Source organism: Mesorhizobium sp. WSM4308 (assembly GCF_002294905.1).
GTDB lineage: Bacteria > Pseudomonadota > Alphaproteobacteria > Rhizobiales > Rhizobiaceae > Mesorhizobium.
In genome coordinates, this window is sequence record NZ_NSFW01000003.1 from 224,611 (window position 1) to 249,266 (window position 24,656).

Below are 24,656 nucleotides of genomic sequence, written 5' to 3' on the forward strand. Positions count from 1 at the left end.
CGGCAACCGGCCATGCCGATCAGCCCATTTCGGGCCGTCGGCAGGCCTCAGGCGGCGATCTTCAGCGCACCCGGCCCGGGGATGGCGCCCGGAGGACATTTGCCCAGGATGATCATGCCCAGCACCTCGTCCTGGGTGACATCGGTGGTACGAGCGGTGCCGACGACCTGGCCGTTCTTCATCACGCAGACCCGGTCGGCCAGCTCGAAGACATCGTGGATGTCGTGGCTGATCAGGAAGATGCCGATACCATCGGATTTGAGCTGCCTGACCAGTTCGCCGACCTGCGCCGTCTCCTGCGGACCAAGGGCTGCCGTCGGCTCGTCCATGATCAGGATGCGGGCGTTGAACAAGATCGCGCGCGCGATCGCCACCGACTGGCGCTGGCCGCCCGACAGCTTGATCACCGGCTCCTTGAAGCGCTGGAAGCGCGGATTGAGCCGGCCCATCACCTTGCGCGCCTCGGCCTCCATGGCAACGTCGTCGAGCGTGCCCCAGCCGGTCATCAGCTCGCGGCCGAGGAACAGATTGGCGGCGGCGTCGACATTGTCGGCCAAGGCGAGCGTCTGGTAGATGGTCTCGATGCCGTATTTCTTGGCGTCTCGCGGGTTGGAGATCGAAGCCTCCTCGCCATTGACGAAGATCTGGCCGGCATCGCGCTTGTAAGCGCCCGACAGGATCTTGATCAGCGTCGATTTGCCGGCACCGTTATGGCCGAGCAGCGCCACGACCTCGCCGGGGAAAAGATCGATCGAGGCATCGTCGACGGCGCGGATGCCGCCAAAGGCGATCGAGATGTTGCGCATGTCGATCAGCGGCGTGCCAATGGGGGCAGTTGTGGGAGCGATTTTGTCGGCCATGATCGTTTCTCCCCTAAACCCGCTTGCGATAGACGGTGTCGAGCCACACCGCGATGACCAGCACGGCGCCGACGACGATGCTCTGCAGCGGTGAGTCGATGCCGAGCAGCACCATGCCCGACTGCAATGACTGCATCAGAAGCGCGCCCAGCATGGCGCCCATCACCGTGCCGGAGCCGCCGGCGAGCGACGTGCCGCCGATGACGGCGGCGGCAATGACCAGAAGCTCGTCCAGCGTGCCCAGCGCATTGGTCGACGCGTTGAGCCGGGCCGACGAGATCGCCGCGCTGACCGCGGCCAGCACGCCCATGATCATGAACACCTTCATGGTCACCCAGCGGGTGTTGATGCCGGCAAGTTCGGCCGCCTCCGGATTGCCGCCAATGGCGAAAACATAACGGCCGAAACGCGTGCGCTTGGTGATGAAGGTCATGATGATGCCCACGGCCACCGCCATCAGCACCGGTATGGCAATGCCATGCGCGATGTACAGCCCGCCTTCGGGAACGGTAATGCCGTTCTGCTGGGCGTACTGGCGCACGATGCCGATCGGCCATGGATAGGAATTGGCGATCCAGACGGCGCCAAGGATAGCGGCGCAGGCAACCACGCCAAGCAAGGTCTCGGCCCAAACGGGGCGCAGCGGAAAGTGGAACCGCTTGCGCTGCGACCTGCCGTTGAGCAGCATGAAGGCGACCGCCACACAGGCGACGACACCGACGATCCAGCTGGCGGTGGCGCCGATCGAGCCGCGTGGTCCGCCGCCCATCAGCTGGAAGGTCGTGTCGAGCGGCGCGACCGTGCGCCCGCTGGTGATCAGCCACGCCATGCCGCGCCAGACCAGCAGGCCGCCCAGCGTCACGATGAAGGCCGGGACCTCCATATAGGCGATGATGAAGCCCTGGAACGCGCCGATCAGGAGACCAAGCGCCACGCCGGCCGCCAGCGCGATGATCCAGAGCCAGGGGTTTCCAAGCTGGAAACCGACGACGCGGATCAGGAATTCGGCCTGCGCCACGCCCATGATCATGCCGATCACACCTTCGACGGATCCGACCGAGAGGTCGATGTTGCGCATGACGATAACCAGCACCATGCCTGTCGCCATGATCGCGACCGACGAGGTCTGCACCGACAGGTTCCACACATTGCGCGGCGTCAGGAAAAGCCCGCCCGACAATATGTGGATGCCGACCCAGATGACCAGCAGCGCGCCGATCATGCCGAGCATGCGCGTATCGAGCTCGGTAGCCTTGAGGAACCGTCCGACGGCGCTGAGTTCGGATGCACGCGCCCTGTCCGCTGCCGTGCTGCCGACCGGTTGATTAGAGGTCGTGTCGGTCATGCTGTCCTCCCACCGGTTTACCGTCTGACGCGGGTACCGAACATGGATGCTATTTGCTTTCCGCGGTCATTTGAAGCGGGAAGCCCCTCGAGAAACGCCGCGGCTTTTGGGCCGCGGCGTCGATATCGAACGGTATTGCGCCGTTTAGTTGCAGGCGGCGACGCTGCCGGCGGCAACGCCCGCGCAGACTTCGTCCTTCTTGATCCAGCCGGCATCGATGACGACGTTGAGATTGTCCTTGGTGATGGCGACCGGGGTCAGGAACAGCGACTTGACGGTGTTGCCGCCAGGCGTCGTGAAGTCCTTCACACCGGCGATATCGGTCATCTTCTTGCCGTCGGCCAGCTGCGAGGCGATCTCGGCGGCGTTCTTGCCGAGTTCGCGCGCGTCCTTCCACACCGACACGGTCTGGGTGCCGAGCGCGATACGGTTCAGCGCGGCATGGTCGCCGTCCTGCCCCGAGACCGGCACGGTGCCGGCAAGCCCCTGCGCCGTCAGCGCCGCAACGACGCCGCCGGCGGTGCCGTCATTGGCCGCGACGACCGCGTCGACCTTGTTGTCGTTGGCGGTCAGGAACTGCTCCATGTTCTTCTGGGCGTTGGCAGGCAGCCAGCCGTCGGTATAGGCCTCGCCGACATTCTTGATCTTGCCGCTGTCGATGGCGGCCTTGAGCACTTCCATCGAGCCTGCGAACAGGAAGTCGGCATTCGGATCGGCGCCCGAGCCCTTGATGAAGACATAGTTGCCTTCCGGCTTGGCCTTGAACACCGCGCTGGCCTGCAAACGACCGACTTCCTTGTTGTCGAAGGTCAGGTAGAAGACGTCCTTGTTCTCGATCAGGCGGTCATAGCCGACGACCGGAATGCCTTCGTCCAGCGCCTTCTGCACGGCCGGGCCGATGGCCGAGGCATCCTGGGCCAGGATGATCAGCGAATTGGCGCCCTGCGAGATCAGGCTCTCGACATCGGTAAGCTGCTTGCCGGGATTGGACTGCGCGTCGGCGGAAATGTACTTGTCGCCGGCGGCCTCGATCGCCTTCTTCATGGCGGCCTCGTCGGTCTTCCAGCGCTCTTCCTGGAAGTTGGACCACGAAACGCCGATGACCTTGTCTTTCGCCTGCGCGACCGACGCAAGCGTCAGCGACATGGCGACACCCGCCAGGATGGCGGCCGTGAATCTCTTCATGATATTCCTCCCTGCGCCGCGTATGGCGCGACCAAACTGGCCCTAAGGCCGGCACAGAGGCCCTATTTTTTCGAGCCCCGAAAAAACACTGATCCAACACCGGAACGCTGTCAACAACGATTCTGATGGATTTTGATGTCCCTCTGAATTTTTTTCGAGCTTCGCAATAAATAAATGACAGCACCGGCCGCTTCTGCCAGTATTTGACCGTGTCGCCGGCAGCGTTCGAGGGAGGCCGGAAGGACCGCGGCGACCGGGAGGATGTGAAAAAACATGTCGGTCGGAATCCGCCACGACGATCTGCGCCGGCGCAACCGCGCGATGGTGATCGCGGCCGTGCGCCAGGCTGGCCGGCCCTCACGCACCGAGATCGCCGCGACCACCGGCCTCAGCCATTCGACCATATCGGCGATTTCCTCAGACCTGATCGGCGAAGGCATCCTGGCCGAGGGCAAGCCGAGCGAGGCCGGCGCGCTGAAACGCGGCAGGCCGCAGGTCGGCCTCGGCCTCACTCCGGAGGCCGCGGCTGTGATGACCGTGGTGCTGTCGCTGAATTTCCTGTCGGTCGCAGTCATCGACTATGCCGGCCAGGTGATATCTGAAGAACAGCGCCGGCTGGACACGCTGACCATGTCGCGCGAGGCGCTGATCGGCGAATGCGTGGCCATCGTAAGGCGGCGCCTCGAAGATCCCGACATTGACGTGCGCAGCGTCGCCCGCATCGCGCTGGCGATCCAGGGCATCACCGATACCGAGGCCCGGGCGATGCTGTGGTCGCCGATCACGCCGCAGACCGACATCGCCTTCGCCGACATACTCGAAGCCGAGTTCGGCATCCCCGCCACCATGGAAAACGACTGCAACATGATGGCGGTGGCGCTGCGCAGGCGCGATCCCGAGCGCTACCGCGACGACTTCATCGCCATCCTGCTTTCGCACGGCATCGGCATGGGGCTGGTGCTGAAGGGCGAGCTGTTCACCGGCACCCATTCCTCGGGCGGCGAGTTCGGCCACATGATCCATCGGCCCGGCGGCGCGCTCTGCCGCTGCGGGCGGCGCGGCTGTGTCGAGGCCTATGCCGGCAATTACGCCATCTGGCGCAATGCCAGGCAGCTCGGCGAGGACACCGAGCCGGTGGCCGATGTCAGCGACGCGCAGATGCGGGCGCTGGCCGCGACGGCACGGGAACGGGACGGACCCGAGCGCGAAGCCTATCGCAAGGCCGGCGAGGCACTGGGTTACGGCCTCGGCAGCCTGTTCGCGCTGATCGATCCGGCGCCCGTTGCCATGGTCGGCGTCAGCGCCGCCGCCTTCGATCTCATCGAGCCGGCATTGCGCGAGGCGATCGCCCAGACCGCTGGTGGCCAGCACTCGGAATCGATCTCCTTCGACACCGAACCGAACGAACTGCCGCTGATCCGCGAAGGTTGCGCCATGCGCGCGCTGACCTTCGTCGACCAGGAGATTTTCGCGCCGGGCGTGCAGGCAAGAACGGGTGCCGGAAAGAACGTTGCCTGACGGTCAGGACGAAACTCGATCATTCTGAACGACCGCGTTCGGCCCGTTGCGACATCAATTGGCAATGTGTCTGCCTGTATGATCTGCTGATGTCCCGTTCGTTGGTGATCAACTTCAACATAGATCAGGCCGAGTTTTACGGCCTCGTCCATCGTGTTCGCAACTTCGGCGAGGACGTCTACCGCTTCCTGCGAACCAACGGCTGGGGCGAAATTATTATCGGCGAGGTCGACGCGGCCACTACGCAGCTGATCATTCGAGACATCAAACATTCAAAGCTCCAGCGCGTTGCTGTATGGGTCGAAGAGGAGATGAGGCGGCAACATCTGTTGGGAGAAGTCGAAGTCCGCTGATCACCCTCTTCACGGCATTGGCGACTACCTGCTGATTGGAGTTTCGATCTTGGAGCCTCATCCCGATTTTATCGGGATGAGGCAAGCTCTAGTCTTCCCGGATCGCGTAGCCCGCCCCACGAATGGTACGGATGACATCCGGCATGCGACCATTGTTGACCGCCTTGCGCAACCGGCCGACATGCACGTCCACGGTACGCTCGTCGATGTAGATCGTCTCGCCCCAGACATTGTCGAGCAGCTGGCTGCGCGAGAACACGCGGCCAGGATGGCGCATCATGAATTCGAGCAGGCGGAATTCGGTCGGCCCGAGCCGGATCTCGCTCTTCTTGCGGTAGACCCGGTGCGATTCACGGTCGAGCACGATATCGCCGACCTTGAGCACGCTGGACAGCACTTCCGGCTTGGCGCGGCGCAGCAGCGCCTTGATGCGGGCCATGAATTCCGGCGTCGAGAACGGCTTGACCAGATAGTCGTCGGCGCCGGTGGAAAGCCCGCGTACACGGTCGCTTTCCTCGCCCCGCGCGGTCAGCATGATGATCGGCAGCCGCTCGGTCTCGGGCCGCATCCGCAATCGCCGGCAGAGTTCGATGCCGGATACCGCCGGCACCATCCAGTCGAGCACGAGCAGGTCGGGCACGTTCTCCTGCAGGCGGATTTCGGCTTCGTCGCCGCGTGTCACCACCTCGACCTGGTAACCCTCCGATTCCAGATTGTAGCGGAGGAGCACGCCGAGCGGCTCCTCGTCCTCCACCACCATGATGCGTGGTGCGATCATCGGTTGGTTACCCCTGCGCTCAGGCCGCCGGCGCCGACATCGCCGTCTCGTCCTGTTTTGGACGGTTGGCGGGCAGCTGCGTGCCGGTCAGGACATAGTACGCATTCTCGGCGATGTTGGTCACGTGGTCGCCGATGCGTTCGAGATTCTTGGCGCAGAACAACAGATGCGTGCAAGCCGTGATGTTGCGCGGATCTTCCATCATATAGGTCAGCAGTTCGCGGAAGACGGAGGTGTATTTGACGTCGATGCGCTCATCGTCGGCGCGCAGCTTCGCCAGTGCCGCGGCATCGCGCGCCGCATACTCCTCGATGACGCCCTGCACCTGGATCAGCACCAGCTGCGCCATGGCGTCGATGGAATGCGACAGGTCGCGCGGCGTGGCGCTGAGGCCGACAGTACCGACGCGCTTGGCGATGTTCTTGGCAAGGTCGCCAATGCGTTCGAGGTCGCCGGCCATGCGGATCGAGCCGACGACATGGCGCAGATCGTCGGCCATCGGCTGGCGCTTGGCGATCAGCGTGATGGCGCGGTCGTCGAGTTCGCGCTGGCGCGCATCCATGATGGCGTCGTCGGAGACGACGCGCTGGGCGAGCGCATTGTCGGAGTTCAGCAGCGCCTTGGTGGCGCCGCCGACCATCGAGCCGGCGAGATCGCCCATGTCGCTGATCAGCCTGCTGATCTGTCCGAGATCCTCGTCGAAGGCTGCGACTGTGTGTTCGGCCATGATCCTGGTCCTCGTATGCGTGCGATCAGCCGAAGCGGCCGGTTATGTAGTCTTGCGTGCGCTTCTCGCGGGGCGACGTGAAGATCTTCTCGGTGCGGTCGAATTCGACCAGTTCGCCCAGATACATGAAGGCGGTCTGCTTCGAGACGCGCGCCGCCTGCTGCATGTTGTGGGTGACGATGACGATCGTATAGTCGGCCTGCAGCTCGTCGATCAGCTCCTCGATCTTGGCGGTCGACAGCGGGTCGAGCGCCGAGGCAGGCTCGTCGAGCAGGATGACTTCAGGCTTCACCGCCACGGTGCGGGCGATGCACAGCCGCTGCTGCTGGCCGCCCGACAGGCTGAGGCCGCTAGCATTGAGCTTGTCCTTGACCTCGGTCCACAGTGCCGCGCGCTTGAGCGCCTGCTCGACGCGGCCGTCCATCTCGGCCTTGCTGATCTTCTCGTAGAGCCTGACGCCGAAAGCGATGTTCTCGTAGATCGACATCGGGAACGGCGTCGGCTTCTGGAACACCATGCCGATCTTGGTGCGCAGCAGGTTGAGGTCCTGCGAGCGGTCGAGAACGTTCTGGCCGTCGAGCAGCACCTGGCCCTCGGCGGTCTGCTTGGGATAAAGCTCGTAGATGCGGTTGAAGACGCGCAGCAGCGTCGACTTTCCGCAACCCGACGGGCCGATGAAGGCGGTGACGCTGCGCTCGGGCAGCGACAGCGTGATGTCCTTCAGCGCCTTCGACTGGCCGTAGTAGAAATTGAGGTTCTTGACCTCGATCTTGGCCTTGGTCGCCGCCTCTGCGGCGATCGTCATGTCTGGAGACAACATCTGGCTCATTTGTCCTCTCTGCGTCCGGTCAGGCTGCGCGCAAAGATGCTGAGCGCGAGAACCGTCAATGTGATTATGAGTGCACCGGTCCAGGCCAGCTGCTGCCATTCCTCATAGGGGCTGAGAGCGAACTGGAAGATGGTGACAGGCAGGCTGGCCATCGGCGCGTTGAGATTGCTCGACCAGAACTGGTTGTTCAGCGCCGTGAAAAGAAGCGGTGCGGTTTCGCCGGAGATGCGGGCGATGGCCAGCAATATGCCGGTGACGATGCCCGAAAGCGCGGCACGATAGGCAACCGAGCGGATGACCACCCAGCGCGGCGCGCCGATCGCGGTGCCGGCTTCGCGCAAGGCGTTGGGCACCAGGTTGAGCATGTCCTCGGTGGTGCGCACGACGACGGGGATGACCAGGATGGCGAGTGCCACGGCACCGGCGATCGCCGAGAAATGCCCCATCGGCCGCACCATCAGCTCATAGACGAACAGGCCGATGATGATCGACGGCGCCGACAGAAGGATGTCGTTGATGAAGCGCACCACCGTGGTGAGCTTCGAGAAGCGACCATATTCGGCCATATAGGTGCCGGCCAGCACGCCGATCGGCGTGCCGACGATGATGCCGATGATGGTCATCACGATGCTGCCGTAGATGGCGTTGAGCAGGCCGCCGGCGTCGCCGGGCGGCGGCGTCATTTCCGTGAAGACCGAGAGGGAGACGCCGGCCAGGCCCTTGTAGAGCAAGGCGCCAAGGATCAACGCCAGCCAGGCAAGGCCGATGCAGGCGGCGATGACGCACAGCGCCATCATCACGCCATTCTTGCGCTTGCGGCTCTGGTGAAGCGATGCGGCCGTCGACATCGGTCAGGCTCCCGTGCGGGCGTCGATGCGCATCAGCATGTAGCGGGCGATGGCAAGGATCAGGAAGGTGATAACGAACAGGATGAGGCCGAGCGCGACCAGCGAGGAAGTGTAGAGGTCGCCGACCGCTTCGGTGAATTCGTTGGCGATGGTCGCCGAGATGGTCGTTGCCGGCGCAAACAGCGACGTCGAGATGCGGTGCGCGTTGCCGATGACGAAGGTCACCGCCATCGTTTCACCGAGGGCGCGGCCGAGGGCGAGCATGACGCCGCCCATGATGCCGATGCGGGTGTAGGGAATGACGACCCGGCGCGTGACCTCCCAGGTCGTGCAGCCGATGCCATAGGCCGATTCCTTCAGCACCGACGGCACCGTATCGAAGACGTCCTTGGTGATCGAGGTGATGAAAGGCAGAATCATGATGGCCAGGATCATCGCCGAGGTCAGCAGGCCGATGCCGTAAGGAGGGCCTGCGAACAGGCTGTTGAGGCCCGGAATGCCGTGGAACACGCTGATGATGAAGGGCTGCACCGTCGTCTGCAGAAACGGCGCCAGCACGAACAGGCCCCAGATGCCGTAGATGATCGAAGGGATGCCCGCCAGCAGTTCAACCGCCATGCCGATCGGACGCCGCAGCGGGCGTGGGCAAAGCTCGGTGAGGAAGATGGCAATGCCGATGCCGAGCGGCACGGCGATCAGGATGGCGATGGCCGAGGTGATGATGGTGCCGTAGATCGGTGCCAGGGCGCCGAACTTCTCCGTCACCGGGTTCCAGCTTTCGCTGGTCAGGAAGGAAAAGCCGAAGGTCGACAGGGCTTGCCAGGAACCGGCAAACAGCGAGATCGCAACGCCGCCGAGCAGGACCAGCACCAATATCGCGGCGGCGCGGGTTGTCGCGTGGAAGATTGCGTCGGTCAGTGCGAACCGTCGAACGGTGGCATCGCGCGAACTTCTAACGGCTGGCAAGGCTTCCTGGACAGCGCTCATGTCAAGCTCGGCTCTTTCGGTTGAAGGAAAAGGAGCGCCGCGGGCGCGGCGCTCCTTTGAAGGATGTTACTCGCCAACGTAGACGGGCTTGCCGCCGGCCTGGATGTCGGCCTTCCACGAAGCCTTGACTAGGTCGACGACGCTGTCGGGGATCGAGACGTAGTCGAGCGCCTTGGCGGTTTCCTTGCCGTCCTTGTAGGCCCATGCAAAGAACTTCAGGGCTTCGCCGGTGGCAGCGGCATCATCCGGAGCCTTGTGGATCAGGACCCAGGTCGAGGCAGCGATCGGCCAGGTGGTGTCGCCGGGCTCGTTGGTGATGATGACGTTGAAGTTCTTGGCGCCCTTGAAGTCGGCATTCGAAGCGGCAGCGCCGAAGGATTCGAGCGACGGCTCGACGACCTTGCCGGCTGCGTTCAGCATCTTGGAGTAGGACAGGTTGTTCTGCTTGGCATAGGCGTATTCGACGTAGCCGATGCCGCCGTCCGTCTGCTTGACGGTGTTGGCAACGCCTTCGCTGCCCTTGGCGCCGACGCCCGTCGGCCATTCGACGGCGGAGTCCGAACCGACCTTGTCCTTCCAGTCGGGCGAGAGCTTCACCAGATAGTTGGTGAAGTTGAAGGTGGTGCCCGAGCCGTCCGAACGATGCACGACGGCGATCGCGGTCGACGGCAGGGTGAGACCGGGGTTCAGCGCCTTGATCGCGGCATCGTCCCAGGTGGTGATGGCGCCGAGATAGATCTGGGCGAGCGTCTTGCCGTCGAGGACGAGTTCGCCCGGCTTGACGCCGGTCAGGTTGATGATCGGCACGATGCCGCCCATCACCATCGGGAACTGCACGAGGCCGTTCTTTTCCAGATCGGCGTCGGACATCGGCTTGTCGGTGGCGCCGAAGGTCACGGTCTTGGCGATGACCTGCTTGATGCCGCCGCCCGAACCGATCGACTGATAGTTGAGGCCGATGCCGGTGTCCTTCTTGTAGGTGTCGGCCCACTTGGCGAACACCGGATAGATGAAGGTCGAGCCAGCGCCGGAAAGATCAGCTGCGATGGCTGCGGAAAGGGTGAAGGTAGACGCTGTAGCCATTGCGATCGCAACGGCCGCCGAGCGGATGAAATGTCTCATGTGGCCTGCTCCTGTTCGGAAGATGGTCTCTCGGCGCCATTCCAAACCAGCGCCCGCTGAGGCCAATAGCCTTGGATTATTACAGTCGCATGACAGTTTCGTGTCAGCCCGGTAACGCGTCGCCGGCTGTGCAAAAGGCGGTCGCGTCGGATGGCCGTGGCCTGATCCGGGTTTGCGCCCGGAATCAGGGACTTGAGCCATCCACCGGCCGGAGCCGCCGCCGGATTCGACGGGGCTTTCTCGGATGAAGAAAATCCGGACGGGAGCGCGTTGCTCAAGGCCAGAGCGTGTCATGGCCGGGCCATCGCCAAAAACAGGTCCGTTGGGGTAGGTTGACGCTGTTTGTTGCCGGCGGTCGCTGCTCCCGCCCGTAACTGCAAGGGGCGGAATTCGATTTTGCCATTGTCCCGGCTCGGCGCCGGCTTTGGTATGGTGCGATCGCACCATAGGCATTGCACGCAGGGGTAGCAGCATCATCCGCGATTGATTCGGATCCTTGGAACCGGGCGACGCCGTGCTATCCCGCGTTGCGCTGGACCTGGCGGCCGGCGCCGAGCCAGCGCTCGACTTTGTCCAGCAGGGCCCTGGGGCTGATCGGCTTGGGCAGATAGTCGTCCATGCCCGCCTCTAGGCAGCGTTCGCGATCGCCCTTGAGCGCATGCGCGGTCACGCCGATGATCGGCACATGCGTGCCGGTTTCCTGCTCCAGCCGGCGGATCGCGGCGGTCGCCTCGAGCCCGCTCATCTCCGGCATCGAGACATCCATCAGGATCATGCATGGATTGAGCTTGCCGAAAGCCTCGAGCGCCTTGCGGCCATTGCCGACGATCTCGAAACCATGGCCGGTCTCGCCAAGGATCTGGGTGAAGACCATCTGGTTCACCTCATTGTCCTCGGCCACCAGTATATCCAGCCTGTGTCCATCACCGCCAGTGACGGGCAGCCGAGGCCGAACCGGCGGCGGCTGCAATTGCGCGCGTTGTTCGGACAGCGCCAGCGGCGGCGGCTGGGGAGCATTGGGCCTTTCGGCTGCGAGCGGCTGGACGGCCTGGCTGTCCGTGGCGTGGCGATGACGCTGGATAGTCGCCACCAGCGTCTCCAGAAGCACCGAGGAGCGCGCCGGCTTGATCAGCTGGGCGTCGATGCCGAGATCGCGGTAGCTGGTGTTGGCGAGCGACTGGTCGACCGAGGTCAGCATGATGATGGGCGTGTCGGCTAGGCCTTCGGTGCTGCGCACGACACGCGCCATTTCGGCGCCGCTCATCTCGGGCATCTGGTAGTCGAGCACGACGCAATCCACACGCACGCCATAGGCGGCGGCCGCGATCAGCACCTTGAGGCCCTCCGCGCCGCTTTCGGCCGCGCAGGAATCGAACGTCCACGAGGTCATCTGCTCGGTCAGGATGGCCCGGTTGACGGCATTGTCGTCGACGATCAGCACGCGTGCGCCCGTCACATCCACCGGCATGATGCGCTGCCCGCTCTGTCCGGCCCTGGGCAGCGTCACGGTGAACCAGAAGGTCGAGCCCTTTCCCTCGGCGCTCTCGACGCCGATGGTGCCGCCCATCAGTTCGACCAGCCGTGAGGTGATGGCAAGGCCAAGCCCGGTGCCCTCGTGCCGACGTGTCGAGGAGGTGTCGACCTGGCTGAATTTTTCGAACACCAGCTTCAGTTTTTCCTCGGGGATGCCGATCCCGGTGTCGGTGACCGAGATCGTCAGCCTGGTTCCGGTCGGAACCCTCTCACCGGTCACGTCGACCAGCACATGGCCTTCGTCGGTGAATTTCACCGCATTGCCGACCAGATTGGTGACGATCTGCCGGATGCGGCCGACATCGCCGATGAACAGGCTTTCGAGCCTCGGCTCGACACGCACGATGAGTTCGAGATCCTTTTCCTTGGCGCGTGTCGACACCAGCGTCGCCACGTCCTCGATCGCCTCGGCAAGGTTGAAGGGCGCCGGATCGAGCACCATCTGGCCGGCATCGATCTTGGAGAAATCCAGGATGTCGTTGATGATCGTCAACAGCGCGTTGCCCGACTTGACGATGATGTCGGTGAACGTTTTCTGCTTGGGATCGAGATTGGATTTGGCCAGGAGTTCAGCCATGCCCAGCACACCGTTCATCGGCGTGCGGATCTCATGGCTCATATTGGCGAGGAATTCCGACTTGGCGCGGTCGGCGAGCACGGCACGCTGGCGCGCCTCGCTGAGCTCCGCCTCGCGCATTTTCAGTTCTGTGATGTCGGTGGTCGATCCGATCAGGTAGAGCGAACCGTCCGACGCGATCATCGCGCCTTTGCGCGCGAACTGATGCCTGACGCTGCCGTCGGCAAGCCGCACCGTCTCCTCGACCTCCTGGGTGTCGCCGGTGCGCAGCACGGCGAGATCGCCGGCCACGAAAGCCTCGCCGTCCTCCCCGAAAATCTCGATGTCGGTCTTGCCGATCGCATCTTCCCTGCTGAGACCGGTCAGATCGCACCAGCCCTTGTTGACATAGAACTGCCTAAGATCGGAGCGCTTGGCGTAGATCGACACCGGTACATTGTCGATCAGGCTGCGGAACACCTCGTTCTCGCGCATGCTCTCTTCCAGAGCCTTCTCGCGCGCCTTGACGTCGGTGATATCGGTGCTGGAGCCGACCAGATGCACCGATCCGTCTGTCGCCACCAGGCGGCTCTTGCGCGTCATCAACTGCCGCACCGTGCCGTCGCTATGGGTGACAGGTTCTTCGACCTCGAGGCCCTTGCCGGTTACGACGACCTGGGTGTCGTCATGGCTGTAGCCTTCCGCGTCTTGTGTGCCGAACAGCTCACGGTCGGTCCGGCCGATGACGTCTTCCTTGGCGATGCCGGTCAGCGCGCACCAAGCCTTGTTGACGAATTCGATGCTCAGGTCCTGCGCCTTGATGAAGGCGGCCACCGGCAACTCGTCCATCACGTGGCGGAAGAGATCGATCTGGCGCATCGAGTCGCGCAGCGCCGCCTCGCGGCTCTTGATGTCGGTGATGTCGACGCGCACGCCGATGAACGTCCCGTCATCGGTGCGCATGTCGTAGACCTGGTACCAGCGCCCATCGGCATTGAGGCGCTCGTAGGAAGAATTCGGCAGGTGGTAGCGGGCCAGTATGCTGTCGAGCCAGCGTTCGGGTTCGACCCCGTACAGCCTGTCGATCCCGGCATCGCCGCTCGAGCGGAAATAGCCGACCGACTGGCCGAATTCCAGCGCCTCGCGGAAGCTGCAGCCAGGCTGCCAGAAGGGCTTCAGCGCCGGCAGCGTGTCCTGCAGTTTGCGGTTGGCGAAGACGAACTTGTCGTCGCGGTCGTAGATGATGACGCCGGCCGGCAGCGATTCCAGCACGCTGGCTAGGTACTTGCGTGCGTCCTGTGCCTCGGTCTCACGCCCCTTCATGTCGGTGACGTCGACATAGGAGATGAGCCGCTTGCCGCCGGGCAGCGGTGCCAGCGACGCGACAAGCGTGCGCCCGTCATTGTGCGGCAATTGTCTGGAGCCGGCGACGCCGGCCCTGATTTCGGCTTCGCGCTCGGCGGTATGACGTTGCCAGGCAGCGTCATCGGCGCCGTAAGGGTCAATGGCGCGGCTGGCTTCCATGAGTTCGCGAAAGGCCGAGCCGATCCCGGCGCGGCCTGGATCGATCCTCCAGAAGTCGTAGAAGGCGCGATTGATGACTTCGGCGCGCATATCGGCATCCAGCACGAGAACACCGATCGGCATCTCATCGACCATGGTGCGGAGATTGACGAGGGTCTCGGCGATTTTGGCGTTGGCGCCTTCGATCTCGGCGTCGCGACGCTTGAGTTCGGTAACCTCATAGTAGGTCAAGAGCCGCTTGCCGCCGGACAGCGCCGTCACCGAGAACATCATCGTCCTGCCGCCGGCATGGACAAATTCGCGAGGCGCGACGGAGCCGGCGCGAATCTCCTCGATACGGCCGGCGAGGTAGCGCTGCCACTGCTGTTCGTCGATATCGCCATAGATGCCGTTGCGGCGGTTGAGTTCCATCAACTGGCTGAAGGGAGCGCCAACGGTTACAACCCCGTCCGGAATGCTGGACAGGTCGCGATAGGCCTTGTTGACGATCAGCGTGTCGAGCTTGCCATCGAGCAGCACGACGCCCATGTGCATGGCGTCCATCGTCCGTTCGAGGTCGGCAAGATGCCGGTCGGGATCGCTGCCCGACGACCGGTTTTGCTCCATGGTCTCGAAGGCGCCGGCCAATGCGGTGACGTTGCGGCCTATGCCGCGGTAGCCGGCAAATTTTCCTTCGTTGTCGAACCGTGGGAAGCCTGACGTCAGCACCCAGCGGCAGGCGGCGCCGCCTCCCTTCAGTTCATAGACGAAGTCGCGGAACGGCCGGCGCGCCTGCAGGTCCTCCAGATGCGCCGTCGCGCTGTGGTTACCCTTCAGGACCTGGTTGAGGAAATCGAAGCGGAACCGACCCAGCACATCAGCCGGATCGATGCCGGTGGCCGCCTGGTAGGTGGGTGAAAGCCAGGAGAACCGCAGTTCGGCATCGGTCTCCCAGACCCAGTCCGAGCCTGCATCGAGCAGTTGGCGAAGCGCGTCGGGCGAATCCATGTCCGCGCGTGGCGGCGCGTCGCCGCGATGCACTGGCTTTTCGGGCCCACGCTTGCCGCGCGCGCCGACTTCGTCCGCTTCCGCCATCCTGTCCCCACCCCGAAAATCAAGGCCGAACCCTCCCTCCGCGGTTCGTCGGCGGAATGTGCCCGAGAAGCATTAACGATCCGCTAACCTTAACGGCGCAACCGGCACGCTCTTCCTGCGTTATTCCGTCCGGTTGTCGGGCGGCCCGAGGCCGCGTTATAAGCCGCGCAGGGGTGTTGCTAATGTATCGACGGATAGGGCCTTTCTTGCTGGGCGTGGCGCTGCTTTTCGGCAGTGGCTGTGCGCGCAGCTATGACGGCACGGTCATCATCCCGCGGCCGCTCGACGCCAGGCGCTTCTGGGACCGGCCGCCACCCAATGTCGACTACACGCCGCCGGCCGACAACGGCGCCTTTCCGGTGCCGCCACAGCCGCCCGGACAATTTGCCGAACGCAAGGTTTCGAAACCTGCCGGGCACAGACGGCATCAGACGCGATATTCACCGCCGCCTCCCCCGCCGTCGGGCCCGGAAAAACAACTGGCATGCAGGAACGTGAGCGCACCAGGCGAGCGCGTTCGCATGGTTTGCGAATAGGCGCAATTCGGGGAGAGTTCCCCGCAGCCTTACAGCGATGCCGCGCCCTTCTTCGGTTGCTTCGCGCCAAGCTTGTCGAGCGCAAGGCGAACCTGGCGCAAATCGTCCTGCCAGCCGTCATCATCACCCATGGAACTCTCCGACGCGGCCCGTTGCAGGCCGCGCGCCTCGGATTCGATCTTACGCAGTTCGGCGACCTTCTCGTCATGGGTCAGGGAGCCGTCTTCGACGATCTCCAGAACCCGCATTTCCCTGAACGTGGCCATGGCTTTTCTCCCGGCTGATGTCGATCACAACGCCGTGAGCGCCCCTCCGTTCCAGACGGGCCCCATAGCCGGCTTCATCATGACGGCGCGCTGCAGCGCCTGTCCCGGGCCGGCGACTATCGGAATTGCCGGGCCGTGGGCTGCCCGAGCGAACGATCAATCCGATGTTACCGAAGCTTGACGCTGAACCTTTGCCTGACTGCCGCGTTCAAGGCATAGGGAGAACGCAGATGTCGATCCACTTCACGGTATCGGAACTGACAAGAGACCTTCTTCATTCTCTCGGGCTGGACCACGAGCGCGCGCCACGACCGCTCAATCCCGAGGAAAACCTGTTGCTTGAGTGCTATCTGGCCGGGCACATCCCGGAATCGGCCTGGAGCGACTATGTCTTCGAGACCCCGGATCTGGGGCGGCACGCCAAGGCACGGCGCCCGAGCCACTGAGCAATTGGCTGCGGCCGCGCCAGCCGCTATTTCTTTGGGGAAACCAGTTGCAACGTGAAGACGTTGCCACCAATGCCTTGCGCCAAAGCCGGTGAAAAACTCAGAGGCGTGCAATTCTTGACGGCGGCGATGGCCGCGTCGATGAACGCTTTTCGCGCCTTGTCATCGCCGGTCACCTTGGCGGCGGTCGGCCGCGGCGGACCGATCAGCGAGCCGTCGCGCTTGAAGCTGAAACTCAGGGTTACTGTGGAATTACCCGCGTCCGCCGGCGGCGTCCAGCATGCCTGGATCGCGTCCCCGACATCATCCATTGTGTTGAGCACTGCTGCTTGTGCAGGCAGGAGCGTCCCAGCCAGCATTCCACCGGCGATGGTCAGCATTGCCGCCACGCATTTCATCGCAAGCCCTCATCTTATTCCAAGCCGGATCCGCTCAACGGGATGTTAGAGGCAACGTCGGCGATGACAATATCCCGACGCGAAAAGTTGACGTTCCGGCGCGGCCCTATCATCGCCGCGCGAGGTCCCGGCATGGGGTCCGAAAAAGCAAAAAAGGCCGGCACGGAGCCGACCTTTCCTTCCACCGATAATGCGCCAGTACATCCGTGGTCGCGCGGTGAATTCCCGCCAGTAGACAGGGCTTTGGTTAACGAATCCTTAAGCTGAAGCCTTCGCCTGCGACCGCACATAGGCGATATAGCCGCGCACGTCGCCGGCCGGCTCGGCATAGGCCTTGCCGAGCTTCTTCTCGATGGCCGCCATGTACTCCTGCGCCCATTTGGGCAGCGGGTAGTCGATGACCGCCAGGAATTCGAGAGTCGCCGCCAGCCTTATGTCGGCGATCGACGGGTTCGTACCGCCGATGAACGGCTTGCCGTCCCTGAAGAAGCTGTGGAAGACCTCCAGCGGCTCGGCGATCGCCGCCATCGCGGCCTTCTGCGCTTCCGACTTCTTGTCGGGATGGGCATCGCTGTGGCCGACCTCGCCGGCATATTGCGGGAAACCCAGCGCCGGATAGGTGGCGCGGGCCACATAGGGGTAGAGCGTGCCGATCAGATAGAACATGGCGCTGTCGATCATCGCCCGTCTGGCCGGCGCCTTGGGATAGAATTTCTCCAGCCCGTGCTTGTTGGCGAGATACTGCATGATGGCGCAGCTTTCCCAGAGCACGCCCCTGGGCAACCCCTTGTCCTCGATCATCGGCGTCAGATGCGCCGGATTGCGCGCCAGATATTCGGGCGAACGCGTGTGGCCCCAGGCGTCGGTCTCGGCGGCGTCGAAGCCGGCCGCGCGAGCAAACACCCGCACCGTCATGTTGTTGACGCTCGGCTTCAGCATGCTGAGCTTCAACGCCGGCTTTTTCGCCAACTTGGCCTTGGCGGTCTTGGCCGCCGACTTTTGCGCCGCCGGTTTTGCCGCGGCTTTCGCGGCCACCTTCGGCGCAGCCTTTGCGGCTGCCTTCACCGCCGGCTTCGCTTTTGCCTTTGCCTTGGCAGCCGATTTCCCAGCACTCTTGGTCACTGTCTTTGCCATTTTTTGTCCTCCCTTTGTTTCGTTGGCCGTCAGTATGGATTCTTCGGCGCCCGGTCATCCGACAAGGTCGCGCGGGAGCTCTCGACAAGCGCCTGGATCGCGTCCGCAAGATGCACCTCGGCGATATTGTAGTCGCCGCGCCCGACACGCAGCCTGTGCGCCTGCATCAGCACATCGGCATGAGTGAAACCCGCCGGCGGTTCGAAGCGGTAGGACGCGAGTTCGATCAAAAGGCCAAGCGGATCCTCGAAATAGATCGAATCCATGAAGCCGCGATCCTTGACGCCGCTGTGCTTGATGCCGCGCTCGTCGAGCCGGGCGACCGCCTGCAGGAAGGTGACCCGCGACACCGCGAACGCGATGTGGTGGACGCAGCCCGGATCGGTCGGCGTGCGCCGCTTCAGCGGCACGCGGCTTTCATCGGTGAAGATGGTGATCAGCCGGCCGTCGCCCGGATCGAAATAGAGATGGCTCTCGCTGGCCTTGTCGAGGTTGGGCTGCTCGAAGACGAAAGGCATGCCGAGCACGCCTTCCCAGAAATCGATCGAGGTCTGGCGCCCGGCGCCGACAAGGGTGATGTGGTGGACGCCTTGTGCTTGCAGTTTCTGCATTGGCCTTCTCCCCGCGGCATCGATTGGTCGTCAGGATCTGCCTGGCACCAGGCGTTCTGCGCGCCGCCTGAGCCGTGCCCTCGAAATCCATGACGTGATGCTAATGCAATCGGCCCCGCCGCGCCAGAAGCCGCAGGTCCCATCGTTGCAGGACGGCGATATCGCCTTGAAATTTGGATAAGGCTGTTTCCTTCATCTATTCGGCCGATGCGGCATCTCATCTTGAGGACTACATTGAAAAATGATCCTACGGATCTATGAGTAGTCCGAAGCCAGTCCCCTTTTGCGGCTACTCCAAGGGCCCCGCTTGACTCCCGGTCGGCGGGGCTTTTCCGTGCATTCGCCTGCACGACCTTGCGGCGCAAAAGCCGATGGTCGAGCAGCCCGGAATGAGCCCCGATCAATGATTGAAGACGTGCGAAGCGGTCAGCCCGGCAAGCAGCACGCCCGCAAGGAGAGCGATGATCGAGGCGAGGAACCAGCGCAGCGTGACCTGATAGACCGGCTCGTCGTCGTCGCGCGGGAGCAGCGAACGCCACAATGCGACGAGTTGGAGGACGATGGCCAGGGCGAGCAGGAGCGTCGCCAGGATCGAGGCCGTCGTCCATCCGCCATCAGCTTCGAAATTCCAATAGCGCAGGAAAAGAAGCGAAAACCCGAGCAATACGGTGATGGCGGAGATCACACCCTGTCGGTAGCCGACCGGCAAGGGAACTCTGCGCGCCTCGGTCGCCTGGAAACCCGGCTCGTTGGTCTCATCGGGATCCTGACGCTTGGGTGTGTCGATCATGGAGGCAACATCTATTTTGACAGGCCCTTGGAAGTCGGCGCAGGTCTTGTTCGATCGATACGACCGGGGAAGCGCTGCGGGCTGTCATCATCATCCCTGTGCCTTCCTCGCGCAAGGTGAGCGACGTGATGGAGGCGATTCACCTGGAACCTACTGAACATAAGGAAAGGAACGATTCGACCGGCGTTCGCGTTATTTACGATCGAACCGATGGAGGTAACCGTGAGGAAGCTGATACTCGTATCCGTGCTCGCGTTTGCTACCACAGCAGCCGTCGCTTCTCCGACCCAGGCGCAGTTCCTCTTCTCGCCCTTTGGCGGCTATTATGGTGGTTTCGGAGGGTTCCCTTTCCCCTATCGCTATAGCGGTCCGTACTACGATGACCCGTACTACGAGCCATATCGCCCATACTACCGATACCACCACAGGTACTACCACCGCTACTACTACCCGCAACGGTACTATTACCACCATAGACACTACTATCACCATAGGCACTATTACCACCACCACCACAGGTACTATTAGAGGTAGTCCATTGGGCATATGCCCGCTTCACCGTCGGCCGGCTTAAGCGCCAGGTTAGGCGCGTGGCCGACTTGTGTTTCCAGTATCAGCCGCGAGAAGGTCGGACCTCACCTCACGGGCATGAGCTATGTCTTTGCGGGGATCGCCCTCATCAGCTTGCCGGCTGCCATCCAGGTCGGAGTAGCGACGCTGATCGCCTGGATCGCGCAGACATTTTTGCAGCTGGTGCTGCTGTCGGTAATCATGGTTGGCCAAAAGGCTTCGGTCGCCGCCTCAGACAAGCAGGCGCCGCAGACCTACAAGGATGCCGAAGCGCTCTTGAAAATCCAGGATGAGGTGCACCGGCTCGTCGAGGTCAACAACAGCCTGACCGAGGAAATCCATCGCACGTTACGGCGAAGGGGACGCCGGCCGCTAGCCGCCACCCGCAGTTCCCACCTGGGCAACCCCCTGAGCGGTATCGACCAGACAGCATATTTGACCGTTACTTGACGGTCTTGATCCACATTCAGCTAAATCATTGAGTCTCTTGGTACGCCCAAGGGGAATCGAACCCCTGTTCCCGCCGTGAGAGGGCGGTGTCCTGACCGCTAGACGATGGGCGCGCTCAAGAACCGGCGATATAGGCTGATGGCTGGGAAAAAGCAACTGGGGTTTGGCCAGCTTTACCACATCCAAGAAAAGCTGGCCGCAAGCCTAGCGTTTCGGCTCGATCAGGTCCCAGAGATTGCCGTGCAGATCGGCGAAAACCGCGACCGTGCCATAGGGTTCGAAACGCGGCGCCTCGCGGAATTCGACACCCTTTTCCAGCATCGCCGCATGGTCGCGCGCAAAGTCGTCGGTTTCGAGGAACAGGAAGACCCGGCCGCCTGTCTGGTTGCCAATGCTTTGCCTTTGCGCCTCATCCGCGGCCTCGGCCAGCAGCAGCCGGGCGCCCTGCCCGTTGGCCGGCGCTACCGTAACCCAGCGCTTGCCGCCGCCGAGATCGACATCCTCGAGGAGCAGGAAACCCAGCCGCCCGACATACCAGGCGATCGCCTCGTCATAGTTGGCGACGATCAGCGCCACGGTCGCGACGCGACGATGTCCGGCGGAGCCTGTCATGCCAGAGGTCCATTCATTGGTTGCGGCCGGCCTATTTGTTGCGAATTGCGAACTGCCCGATCAGGCGGCGCTCGGCGATATCATAGACGAAGATCGCACGGCCGCCGTCGGCAAGCTCGGCGTCGATCGAGACGCGATTGCCGGACAGCGACTGGCTGACCACTTTCGCCCCGACCGGCAGCACGATGTCGCCGCTGAGCGGTTCGCCGGCCGGTACCTGGATGTCACCGGCCAGCGGCGGGTTTGCCGGCGGTGCCTTGCGGGCTTTGTAGACAATCGCCGCGATCACCACCATAAGAGCCAGCAACAGCAGGCCGAGATTGATGGCCATGAAGCGGACGAGTTTGCCACGCATCTTTTCGACCTCGGGGTCGAGCGGCTTTTCCTGATCTTCGTCGGCATCGGGCCGGGCCATGGCAAATATTCCGGAACGGTTTTCGATGAGCGCTCATAACGAACAGGCCCCCGAATTGATAGAGGATCGATTCATCGCGGCCGAGCCGACGGTGCTGGTGGTGGGCGCGGATGCGGCCGGCCAGCGCCTCGACCAGTGGCTGGCGGCCAGCCTCGGCCCTGACATGTCGCGCAGCCGCGTGCAGATGCTGATCAGGCAAGGCGCCGTCAGCGTCGACGGCGAGCCGGCCGACGAGACCAAGCGCAGGATGATCGCGGGCGAACGCGTGTCGGTCGCCATGCCGGAACCGGAGCCGGCCGCGCCGCAGGGCGAGGCCATCGCGCTCGACGTGCTTTATGAGGACGACGCGCTGATCGTCATCAACAAGCCGGCGGGACTGGTCGTGCATCCCGGCGCCGGCAACTGGACCGGCACGCTGGTCAACGCGTTGATCCATCATTGCGGTGACAGCCTGTCGGGCATTGGCGGGGTGCGCCGGCCGGGAATCGTCCACCGCCTCGACAAGGAGACCAGCGGCGTCATGGTGGTGGCCAAGACCGACCGCGCCCATAAGGCGCTGTCGGAAGCCTTCGCCGATCACGGCCGGACCGGCGATCTCGAACGCGCCTATCTGGCGTTGGTCTGGGGCATACCGCAGCGGCCGACCGGAACGGTCGATGCGCCGCTTGGCCGCGCCGCCGACCGGGTGCGCCGCGCCGTGGTGCCGGAAGGCCGCGACGATGCCCGCCACGCCGTCACCCACTTTGCCGTTCAGGAGCGTTTCGGCGAAAGACAGCAGGAATTCGCCACCGCCAGCCTGGTCGAATGCCGGCTGGAAACCGGCCGGACCCACCAGATCCGTGTCCATATGGCCCATATCGGCCACCCGGTCATCGGCGACCCCGACTACGGCCAGGCCTTCCGCACCAAGGCCAACCGGCTGCCGGAACCCCTGAAAAGTCAGGTCGGGGCATTTTCCCGGCAGGCTTTGCATGCCTGGCTCCTTGCATTTCGCCATCCCGATACCCATCTGACGATGAGGTTCGAGGCGCCGATACCGAGGGACATGGAGGAACTCGTCGGCGGCTTTCGCCATCTCTGACCCGCCATCAACAAGCTCGAAATCGACCATCAAAAAACTTGACTGGCATTGTTCACTTCAGCGTGACACACTGTTTCGTGTTGAACAAATGCCTGTCGTTTCTGGTTTTGTTCCTGTATAAGACCTTTATGTCGCGAGCGAGCCTTTTGGTGTTCGCGTCACATGCCCGCCGCGTTTCGGGGGCATCACTCCAATAGAGAGGGGGCGCTATCATGGCCCAGTCACTACCTAGCATTGTTTCCGGCGAAGGCGGCCTCAGCCGCTACCTGGAAGAAATCCGCCGCTTTCCCATGCTTCAGCCGCAGGAAGAGTACATGCTCGCCAAGCGTTATGCCGAGCATGAAGACACGTCCGCCGCGCACAAGCTCGTCACCAGCCATTTGCGGCTCGTCGCCAAGATCGCCATGGGCTATCGCGGCTACGGCCTGCCGATCGGCGAGGTGATCTCGGAAGGCAATGTCGGCCTGATGCAGGCCGTCAAGAAATTCGAACCCGAGCGCGGTTTCCGCCTGGCGACCTACGCCATGTGGTGGATCAAGGCCTCGATCCAGGAGTACATCCTGCGCTCGTGGAGCCTGGTCAAGATGGGCACGACCGCCAACCAGAAGCGTCTGTTCTTCAACCTGCGCAAGGTGAAGGGCAAGATCCAGGCGCTGGATGACGGCGACCTCAAGCCCGACCAGATCACCGAGATCGCGACGCGGCTGAACGTTACCGAGGCAGAGGTGGTGTCGATGAACCGCCGCCTGTCGGGCGACGCTTCGCTCAACGCGCCGATCCGGGCGACGGAAGGCGAATCCGGCGAATGGCAGGACTGGCTGGTCGATGACCACGAAAGCCAGGAAGAGATGCTGATCGAGCAGGACGAGCTGGAAAACCGGCGCGGCATGCTGTCAGGCGCTCTTGCCGTGCTCAACGAGCGCGAGCGGCGCATCTTCGAGGCCCGTCGCCTCGCCGAGGAGCCGCTGACGCTGGAAGAGCTGTCGGCCGAGTTCGACATCAGCCGCGAGCGCGTGCGTCAGATCGAGGTGCGCGCCTTCGAGAAGGTGCAGGATGCGGTCAAGGCCGCCGCCAAGCGCCAGACCCAGGCGCTGCGCACCATCGAGGCACAGCCGGCGGCTTAAGCCAGCTTCGGCGACAAAACATCAAGGCGGCGTCAGGAAACTGGCGCCGCCTTTTTCGTGAACCTCGGCCGGTGTCACGATCGCCTCAAAGCGCATCCAGCGGAAATTTCAGATACCGCCGGCCATTGGCTTCCGGTTCCGGCAGCCGGCCGCCATTCATGTTGACCTGCAGCGCGTGCAGGATCAGCCGTGGCATCGGCAACGTCTTGTCGCGAGCCTCGCGCAGCGCCACGAATTCGGCTTCGCTGCGCGCGGCAACGAGATGGATATTGCTGGCCTTCTGCTGGCCAACCGTGCTCTCCCACAAGGGCTCGCGGCCACCGGCCTGATAGTCATGGCCGACGAAGACGCGCGTCTCATCGGGCAGCGCCAGTATGTCCTGGATCGAACGCCACAGCCGCGCGGCACTGCCGCCGGGGAAATCCGCTCGCGCCGTGCCGCTGTCGGGCATGAACAGCGTGTCGTGCACGAAGGCGGCGTTGCCGATCACATAGGTGATCGAGGCCAGCGTATGTCCGGGTGAGAACAGCACCTTGACCGGGACTGTTCCAACCAGGAAGGTCTCGCCTTCCCTGAACAACCTGTCCCACTGCGAACCGTCGGCGGGAAAATCCGGCCAGTTGTAGATCGCCTTCCACAGGTTCTGGACGTCGACGATCCTGTTGCCGATCGCGGTCTGCGCACCGGTCTTCCGTTTCAGATAATGCGCTGCCGAGAAATGATCGGCATGCGGGTGGGTATCGAGGATCCACTCGATTTCCAGCCCGTTCTCCCTGACGAAATCGAGCAGGGCATCCGCGCTCTTCGTTCCCGTCGCGCCGGATTTCTCATCGAAGTCGAGGATCGGGTCGATGATGGCGCATCGCCTTGTCGCCGGATCGGTGACGACATACTGAATGGCCCCGGTCGGCTTGTCGTAAAAGCCCCTGACCTCAGGTTTTGCCAAAGCCAAGTCCAACCCGAACTCCCCAACCCAGCCAGCAG

At 63.2% G+C, this 24,656-nt stretch carries 25 protein-coding genes and 1 tRNA gene; 7 read left to right on the plus strand and 19 right to left on the minus strand.

Features of this window, described 5'->3' with window-relative positions:
- Positions 1 to 47: 47 nt before the first annotated feature.
- From CK227_RS06850 to xylF, 3 genes are all read right to left on the minus strand, one after another.
- The gene (locus CK227_RS06850; RefSeq protein ID WP_095772154.1) at positions 48 to 860 is read right to left on the minus strand and encodes an ATP-binding cassette domain-containing protein; all 813 of its coding nucleotides are present in this window, start codon (positions 858 to 860) and stop codon (positions 48 to 50) included.
- 13 nt (positions 861 to 873) lie between these two features.
- The gene (locus CK227_RS06855) at positions 874 to 2,205 is read right to left on the minus strand and encodes a sugar ABC transporter permease (protein ID WP_095772153.1); all 1,332 of its coding nucleotides are present in this window, start codon (positions 2,203 to 2,205) and stop codon (positions 874 to 876) included.
- A 144-nt stretch (positions 2,206 to 2,349) separates the two neighbouring features.
- The gene (xylF, locus tag CK227_RS06860; RefSeq protein ID WP_019861602.1) at positions 2,350 to 3,390 is read right to left on the minus strand and encodes a D-xylose ABC transporter substrate-binding protein; all 1,041 of its coding nucleotides are present in this window, start codon (positions 3,388 to 3,390) and stop codon (positions 2,350 to 2,352) included.
- A gap of 273 nt (positions 3,391 to 3,663) precedes the next feature.
- Between xylF and CK227_RS06865 the strand changes: the two genes are divergently transcribed.
- Together CK227_RS06865 and CK227_RS06870 are read left to right on the plus strand one after the other, a co-directional pair.
- The gene (locus CK227_RS06865; RefSeq protein ID WP_095772152.1) at positions 3,664 to 4,908 is read left to right on the plus strand and encodes an ROK family protein; all 1,245 of its coding nucleotides are present in this window, start codon (positions 3,664 to 3,666) and stop codon (positions 4,906 to 4,908) included.
- An 89-nt stretch (positions 4,909 to 4,997) separates the two neighbouring features.
- Positions 4,998 to 5,261, plus strand: a complete 264-nt coding sequence (locus tag CK227_RS06870) for a hypothetical protein (RefSeq protein ID WP_095772151.1) — start codon at positions 4,998 to 5,000, stop codon at positions 5,259 to 5,261.
- 88 nt (positions 5,262 to 5,349) lie between these two features.
- On the opposite strand, the gene phoB is transcribed toward CK227_RS06870, so the two are convergent.
- The 7 genes from phoB to CK227_RS06905 all read right to left on the minus strand — a co-directional run bounded on the left by phoB (position 5,350) and on the right by CK227_RS06905 (position 15,239).
- On the minus strand, positions 5,350 to 6,039 hold the full coding sequence (gene phoB / locus CK227_RS06875) for a phosphate regulon transcriptional regulator PhoB (RefSeq protein ID WP_006328038.1): 690 nt from the start codon (positions 6,037 to 6,039) through the stop codon (positions 5,350 to 5,352).
- A gap of 19 nt (positions 6,040 to 6,058) precedes the next feature.
- Positions 6,059 to 6,766, minus strand: coding sequence for a phosphate signaling complex protein PhoU (phoU, locus tag CK227_RS06880; protein ID WP_010911897.1), 708 nt, complete (start codon positions 6,764 to 6,766; stop codon positions 6,059 to 6,061).
- Between the two features lie 25 nt (positions 6,767 to 6,791).
- Positions 6,792 to 7,595: a phosphate ABC transporter ATP-binding protein PstB gene (pstB, locus tag CK227_RS06885; RefSeq protein ID WP_095772150.1), complete on the minus strand. Its 804-nt coding sequence runs from the start codon at positions 7,593 to 7,595 to the stop codon at positions 6,792 to 6,794.
- The gene (gene pstA, locus CK227_RS06890; protein WP_095772149.1) at positions 7,592 to 8,443 is read right to left on the minus strand and encodes a phosphate ABC transporter permease PstA; all 852 of its coding nucleotides are present in this window, start codon (positions 8,441 to 8,443) and stop codon (positions 7,592 to 7,594) included. The genes pstB and pstA overlap by 4 nt, the downstream gene beginning before the upstream one ends.
- 3 nt (positions 8,444 to 8,446) lie before the next feature.
- A complete protein-coding gene (gene pstC / locus CK227_RS06895) occupies positions 8,447 to 9,430 on the minus strand; it encodes a phosphate ABC transporter permease subunit PstC (RefSeq protein WP_095772148.1) in 984 nt (327 codons plus the stop codon).
- Between the two features lie 66 nt (positions 9,431 to 9,496).
- The gene (pstS, locus tag CK227_RS06900; protein ID WP_095772147.1) at positions 9,497 to 10,552 is read right to left on the minus strand and encodes a phosphate ABC transporter substrate-binding protein PstS; all 1,056 of its coding nucleotides are present in this window, start codon (positions 10,550 to 10,552) and stop codon (positions 9,497 to 9,499) included.
- 517 nt (positions 10,553 to 11,069) lie between these two features.
- Positions 11,070 to 15,239 (minus strand): PAS domain-containing protein, encoded by a 4,170-nt coding sequence (locus CK227_RS06905; protein WP_095772146.1) that lies wholly within the window; start codon positions 15,237 to 15,239, stop codon positions 11,070 to 11,072.
- A gap of 182 nt (positions 15,240 to 15,421) precedes the next feature.
- Here CK227_RS06905 and CK227_RS06910 point away from each other — a divergent pair, with 182 nt between their 5' ends.
- Complete coding sequence (locus CK227_RS06910; RefSeq protein ID WP_245318089.1) at positions 15,422 to 15,775, plus strand: hypothetical protein; 354 nt, start codon at positions 15,422 to 15,424, stop codon at positions 15,773 to 15,775.
- Positions 15,776 to 15,804: 29 nt separating this feature from the next.
- Here the strand turns inward: CK227_RS06910 and CK227_RS06915 are convergent, their stop codons facing one another.
- The gene (locus CK227_RS06915) at positions 15,805 to 16,041 is read right to left on the minus strand and encodes a hypothetical protein (RefSeq protein WP_095772144.1); all 237 of its coding nucleotides are present in this window, start codon (positions 16,039 to 16,041) and stop codon (positions 15,805 to 15,807) included.
- A gap of 230 nt (positions 16,042 to 16,271) precedes the next feature.
- On the opposite strand from CK227_RS06915, the gene CK227_RS06925 reads away from it, so the two are divergent.
- On the plus strand, positions 16,272 to 16,487 hold the full coding sequence (locus tag CK227_RS06925; protein WP_095772349.1) for a hypothetical protein: 216 nt from the start codon (positions 16,272 to 16,274) through the stop codon (positions 16,485 to 16,487).
- A 26-nt stretch (positions 16,488 to 16,513) separates the two neighbouring features.
- On the opposite strand, the gene CK227_RS06930 is transcribed toward CK227_RS06925, so the two are convergent.
- The 4 genes from CK227_RS06930 to CK227_RS06945 form a co-directional block, all read right to left on the minus strand.
- On the minus strand, positions 16,514 to 16,885 hold the full coding sequence (locus CK227_RS06930) for a hypothetical protein (RefSeq protein ID WP_095772143.1): 372 nt from the start codon (positions 16,883 to 16,885) through the stop codon (positions 16,514 to 16,516).
- Positions 16,886 to 17,143: 258 nt separating this feature from the next.
- Positions 17,144 to 18,019, minus strand: coding sequence for a glutathione S-transferase family protein (locus CK227_RS06935; protein WP_095772142.1), 876 nt, complete (start codon positions 18,017 to 18,019; stop codon positions 17,144 to 17,146).
- A gap of 29 nt (positions 18,020 to 18,048) precedes the next feature.
- Positions 18,049 to 18,630, minus strand: coding sequence for a VOC family protein (locus CK227_RS06940; protein WP_095772141.1), 582 nt, complete (start codon positions 18,628 to 18,630; stop codon positions 18,049 to 18,051).
- A 400-nt stretch (positions 18,631 to 19,030) separates the two neighbouring features.
- A complete protein-coding gene (locus CK227_RS06945; RefSeq protein ID WP_210421431.1) occupies positions 19,031 to 19,420 on the minus strand; it encodes a hypothetical protein in 390 nt (129 codons plus the stop codon).
- A gap of 648 nt (positions 19,421 to 20,068) precedes the next feature.
- On the opposite strand from CK227_RS06945, the gene CK227_RS06955 reads away from it, so the two are divergent.
- Complete coding sequence (locus tag CK227_RS06955) at positions 20,069 to 20,440, plus strand: hypothetical protein (protein ID WP_095772140.1); 372 nt, start codon at positions 20,069 to 20,071, stop codon at positions 20,438 to 20,440.
- A 38-nt stretch (positions 20,441 to 20,478) separates the two neighbouring features.
- Here CK227_RS06955 and CK227_RS06960 read toward each other — a convergent pair.
- From CK227_RS06960 to CK227_RS06970, 3 genes are all read right to left on the minus strand, one after another.
- Positions 20,479 to 20,553, minus strand: a tRNA-Glu gene (locus CK227_RS06960).
- Between the two features lie 91 nt (positions 20,554 to 20,644).
- A complete protein-coding gene (locus CK227_RS06965; protein WP_095772139.1) occupies positions 20,645 to 21,052 on the minus strand; it encodes a VOC family protein in 408 nt (135 codons plus the stop codon).
- Positions 21,053 to 21,083: 31 nt separating this feature from the next.
- Positions 21,084 to 21,467 carry a fimbrial protein gene (locus CK227_RS06970; RefSeq protein WP_095772138.1) on the minus strand — a complete coding sequence of 128 codons (384 nt, stop codon included), beginning with the start codon at positions 21,465 to 21,467 and terminating at the stop codon, positions 21,084 to 21,086.
- 25 nt (positions 21,468 to 21,492) lie between these two features.
- On the opposite strand from CK227_RS06970, the gene CK227_RS06975 reads away from it, so the two are divergent.
- Positions 21,493 to 22,548 (plus strand): RluA family pseudouridine synthase, encoded by a 1,056-nt coding sequence (locus tag CK227_RS06975; RefSeq protein ID WP_095772346.1) that lies wholly within the window; start codon positions 21,493 to 21,495, stop codon positions 22,546 to 22,548.
- 212 nt (positions 22,549 to 22,760) lie between these two features.
- Complete coding sequence (gene rpoH, locus CK227_RS06980) at positions 22,761 to 23,672, plus strand: RNA polymerase sigma factor RpoH (protein WP_095772137.1); 912 nt, start codon at positions 22,761 to 22,763, stop codon at positions 23,670 to 23,672.
- A gap of 85 nt (positions 23,673 to 23,757) precedes the next feature.
- Here the strand turns inward: rpoH and CK227_RS06985 are convergent, their stop codons facing one another.
- Positions 23,758 to 24,618 carry an MBL fold metallo-hydrolase gene (locus CK227_RS06985; RefSeq protein WP_245318088.1) on the minus strand — a complete coding sequence of 287 codons (861 nt, stop codon included), beginning with the start codon at positions 24,616 to 24,618 and terminating at the stop codon, positions 23,758 to 23,760.
- Positions 24,619 to 24,656 lie beyond the last annotated feature (38 nt).

Excerpts from the sequence above, each read along its gene's own strand:
- CK227_RS06975 (WP_095772346.1), top strand. The coding sequence starts at position 21,493 with ATGAGCGCTCATAACGAACAGGCCCCCGAATTGATAGAGGATCGATTC.
- pstC (WP_095772148.1), bottom strand. The coding sequence starts at position 9,430 with ATGAGCGCTGTCCAGGAAGCCTTGCCAGCCGTTAGAAGTTCGCGCGAT.
- CK227_RS06955 (WP_095772140.1), top strand. The coding sequence starts at position 20,069 with ATGAGCTATGTCTTTGCGGGGATCGCCCTCATCAGCTTGCCGGCTGCC.
- xylF (WP_019861602.1), bottom strand. The coding sequence starts at position 3,390 with ATGAAGAGATTCACGGCCGCCATCCTGGCGGGTGTCGCCATGTCGCTG.
- CK227_RS06905 (WP_095772146.1), bottom strand. The coding sequence starts at position 15,239 with ATGGCGGAAGCGGACGAAGTCGGCGCGCGCGGCAAGCGTGGGCCCGAA.
- CK227_RS06970 (WP_095772138.1), bottom strand. The coding sequence starts at position 21,467 with ATGGCCCGGCCCGATGCCGACGAAGATCAGGAAAAGCCGCTCGACCCC.
- pstS (WP_095772147.1), bottom strand. The coding sequence starts at position 10,552 with ATGAGACATTTCATCCGCTCGGCGGCCGTTGCGATCGCAATGGCTACA.
- CK227_RS06865 (WP_095772152.1), top strand. The coding sequence starts at position 3,664 with ATGTCGGTCGGAATCCGCCACGACGATCTGCGCCGGCGCAACCGCGCG.
- pstA (WP_095772149.1), bottom strand. The coding sequence starts at position 8,443 with ATGTCGACGGCCGCATCGCTTCACCAGAGCCGCAAGCGCAAGAATGGC.
- pstB (WP_095772150.1), bottom strand. The coding sequence starts at position 7,595 with ATGAGCCAGATGTTGTCTCCAGACATGACGATCGCCGCAGAGGCGGCG.
- CK227_RS06935 (WP_095772142.1), bottom strand. The coding sequence starts at position 18,019 with ATGGCAAAGACAGTGACCAAGAGTGCTGGGAAATCGGCTGCCAAGGCA.
- phoU (WP_010911897.1), bottom strand. The coding sequence starts at position 6,766 with ATGGCCGAACACACAGTCGCAGCCTTCGACGAGGATCTCGGACAGATC.
- CK227_RS06870 (WP_095772151.1), top strand. The coding sequence starts at position 4,998 with ATGTCCCGTTCGTTGGTGATCAACTTCAACATAGATCAGGCCGAGTTT.
- CK227_RS06945 (WP_210421431.1), bottom strand. The coding sequence starts at position 19,420 with ATGATCGACACACCCAAGCGTCAGGATCCCGATGAGACCAACGAGCCG.
- CK227_RS06940 (WP_095772141.1), bottom strand. The coding sequence starts at position 18,630 with ATGCAGAAACTGCAAGCACAAGGCGTCCACCACATCACCCTTGTCGGC.
- CK227_RS06925 (WP_095772349.1), top strand. The coding sequence starts at position 16,272 with ATGTCGATCCACTTCACGGTATCGGAACTGACAAGAGACCTTCTTCAT.
- CK227_RS06930 (WP_095772143.1), bottom strand. The coding sequence starts at position 16,885 with ATGAAATGCGTGGCGGCAATGCTGACCATCGCCGGTGGAATGCTGGCT.
- CK227_RS06855 (WP_095772153.1), bottom strand. The coding sequence starts at position 2,205 with ATGACCGACACGACCTCTAATCAACCGGTCGGCAGCACGGCAGCGGAC.
- CK227_RS06850 (WP_095772154.1), bottom strand. The coding sequence starts at position 860 with ATGGCCGACAAAATCGCTCCCACAACTGCCCCCATTGGCACGCCGCTG.
- CK227_RS06965 (WP_095772139.1), bottom strand. The coding sequence starts at position 21,052 with ATGACAGGCTCCGCCGGACATCGTCGCGTCGCGACCGTGGCGCTGATC.
- rpoH (WP_095772137.1), top strand. The coding sequence starts at position 22,761 with ATGGCCCAGTCACTACCTAGCATTGTTTCCGGCGAAGGCGGCCTCAGC.
- CK227_RS06910 (WP_245318089.1), top strand. The coding sequence starts at position 15,422 with ATGTATCGACGGATAGGGCCTTTCTTGCTGGGCGTGGCGCTGCTTTTC.
- CK227_RS06915 (WP_095772144.1), bottom strand. The coding sequence starts at position 16,041 with ATGGCCACGTTCAGGGAAATGCGGGTTCTGGAGATCGTCGAAGACGGC.
- phoB (WP_006328038.1), bottom strand. The coding sequence starts at position 6,039 with ATGATCGCACCACGCATCATGGTGGTGGAGGACGAGGAGCCGCTCGGC.